This window comes from Leptospira mayottensis 200901116 (assembly GCF_000306675.2).
In the GTDB taxonomy this organism is placed as follows: domain Bacteria; phylum Spirochaetota; class Leptospiria; order Leptospirales; family Leptospiraceae; genus Leptospira; species Leptospira mayottensis.
On the sequence record NZ_CP024871.1, the window covers coordinates 2005001 to 2007500 of the forward strand.

Here is a 2500-nt window from a genome sequence, read left to right on the forward strand (position 1 = left end):
GAATTTCCATCTATTCATGTTTAATACCGTTTTCTATATTTTTATGATGCCTTCATAAATATTTTCGTTCTCCGAAAGTTTCGGAAGAGTAAATGAAAATTTAGAACCTCTGTTCACCTCTCCTTCTGCAAATACCTGTCCACCGTGACGTTGTATGATTCTTGCTACAATTGCCAAACCAACTCCGGTCCCTTCAAATTCTTCCTGTGTATGCAGTCTTTGAAATACCTTGAATAACCTATTCGAATAAGTCTTATTAAAACCGACCCCATTGTCTTCTACGAAGTAAACATTGGATCCATCGACTTCCTCGAAACCGATTTTGATCATGGGACGTTCTTTCGTAGACGAATATTTGACCGCATTTGAAATCAAATTCATCCATACCTGTTTGAGAGCGCTCCCATTTGCAAGGGCGTTCGGCAATTCATTCAGTTGAAACGAATAACTCTTTTTAGGATAATTCTGAAGAACGGCTGCGATCACCTCCTCGACCATCCTATTCATATCGACGATTCTAGTATTCAGATCTATCTTAGAGATTTTATGAAAATTCAAAAGGTCTTGGATAAGATTATTCATATAAATCACATTTTTTTGTACGGTCTTAAGCAATCGTAACGCTTCTGAATCCATTTTTTCGGAAAAATCCTCCAAGACGATTTGGAGAAAACCTTCTATCCCTAAAATCGGAGCGCGAAGATCGTGCGATACGGAATAACTGAAAGATTCCATATCTCTGTTCGCGTTTTCTAAAGCTTCGATCGCTTTTCTTAAGACGGCAAAATTGTGAACTTTTATGCTTAGCTCTTCCGGAGTAAATGGTTTAATCAGATAATCTTGTGCCCCTTCCTGAAGAAGTTTAATCCTGAAATTTTGGTCGGACTTTGCGCTTAAAAAAAGAATATATGTACCAGAAAGTTCCGGAATTTTTCGGATCTCTTTCACCATCTGATCCCCGCTCATCACGGGCATCATAATATCGGTAACAATAACATCCGGTTTTTCAAGAATCGCTTTTTCCAAACCTTGTTTCCCGTTCGAAACAACCCAAAGATTAAAATCAGAGGATAACGTATTGAAAACGTACTCCCTCATTTCCGCGTTGTCTTCCACAATCAAAACTTTGGGACGATTGTAAATAGTGGACGATCCCTTTGTTTCAACCTTGTTTTTCTTCAATTCGTTGATATTACTCATCAAAGCGGGAATCAATTCTTCCGTTTCAATCGGTTGTTGAATTTCTTCGACATAAACCGGAGCATAAATCGGAATCTGAACTTTAAAAAGCGCACCGCCCAAAAAAGAATCAAAAACTCCGATAGAACCAAGATGTAGATTCACAAATTCCTTCGCAATTGCAAGCCCAAGCCCCGTTCCTCCGAAAGAACGTGAATCTCCTTCTTCTCCCTGTCTGAATTTTTCGAAGATTTGGTCCCTGAGATGAGCCGGAACTCCTGGACCATTATCTGCGACATAAATGTAAGCCATCGCACTCTCCGCTTTCAAAGTACAGTGAATCTTACCAGAGTCGGGAACGAATTTAAATGCGTTTGAAATTAGATTCAAAATGATCCGCTCCATTTTAGGAACATCTATCTGAATTGGAAAATTTTTAGGAAGATCCAACACAAAATCTATATCTCTTTCGTTGGCTACGGAATTGAAATGGGCAGCTATATCCTGTATCATATCGGATAGATTTGCATTCGAATATCGTAATGTCATCTTGCCAGCTTCCAGTTTGGAAAGATCTAGAAGATCGTTTACGTGTTTTAGAAGTGTATAGGAATTTCTCTCTATGGTTTCTAAAAATGCACGTTGAGTCGCGGAGATTTTCTGATCTTTCAGCAAGGTTCGAGTCGGACCTATGATTAAAGTCAAAGGTGTCCTTAACTCATGACTCACGTTGGCAAAGAATTGAGATTTCAATTGATCTATATCAAACAAACGTTTGTAAACCTCCTGAATCTCTTTTTCTCTCTGAGTCAACTCCTCATTGAGCTTGAGAAGTTTTTTATTGTTATTCTGAATCTCCTGAGCTCTTTGATAGATCTCAGTTTCCATGGAAGCCGTCAGATTTTTAAGTTCCTCCGTGAGTTTATTTTGCTCTTTTCCCTTGTTCTTGAGTCGAACAAACTCGGTTACCTCTTCCACTTTATGAACGATATAAACCACCCCTCCTTTTTCGTCGAAGATGGGAGAATTCATCGGACTCCAGTATTTTTCTTCAAATCCACCCCCTTCCGATTCTGGTCTTCTAACGTCGTATTTTTGAACCGCCATTGTGTTCGGAGCTTTATCCTTTAAAACGAGTAAAAGAGAAGCGTACAAATTACCTGCGCCATCCGCATTCGGATCCGAAGGATTGTCTGGAAAAACATCAAAAATTCCCCGACCAAGAATCTCGTCCCGTTTTGTATTTGTTGCTTTCAAATATGATTCGCTTACCGCGACAATTCGAAGATCGGGACTAAGGATCAAATAAAGCCCGGGAAGC

The 2500-nt window shown here is 39.4% G+C and carries 2 protein-coding genes (both cut by a window edge); both read right to left on the reverse strand.

Annotation, left to right across the window (positions count from 1 at the left end; all coding sequences use genetic code 11):
* Nucleotides 1-18, reverse strand: partial view of a hybrid histidine kinase/response regulator LvrB gene (lvrB, locus tag LEP1GSC190_RS09015; RefSeq protein ID WP_002761341.1) — the 5' end (the start) only. It extends 1131 nt beyond the left edge of the window; the window shows 18 of its 1149 coding nt (coding positions 1-18); the start codon lies at nt 16-18; its stop codon lies off the left edge, out of view.
* 15 nt (nt 19-33) lie between these two features.
* Nucleotides 34-2500 carry the 3' portion of a hybrid histidine kinase/response regulator LvrA gene (lvrA, locus tag LEP1GSC190_RS09020; RefSeq protein WP_002761348.1) on the reverse strand. Its footprint extends 53 nt past the window's final position, so the window shows 2467 of its 2520 coding nt (coding positions 54-2520); its start codon lies beyond the right edge, outside the window; the stop codon is at nt 34-36.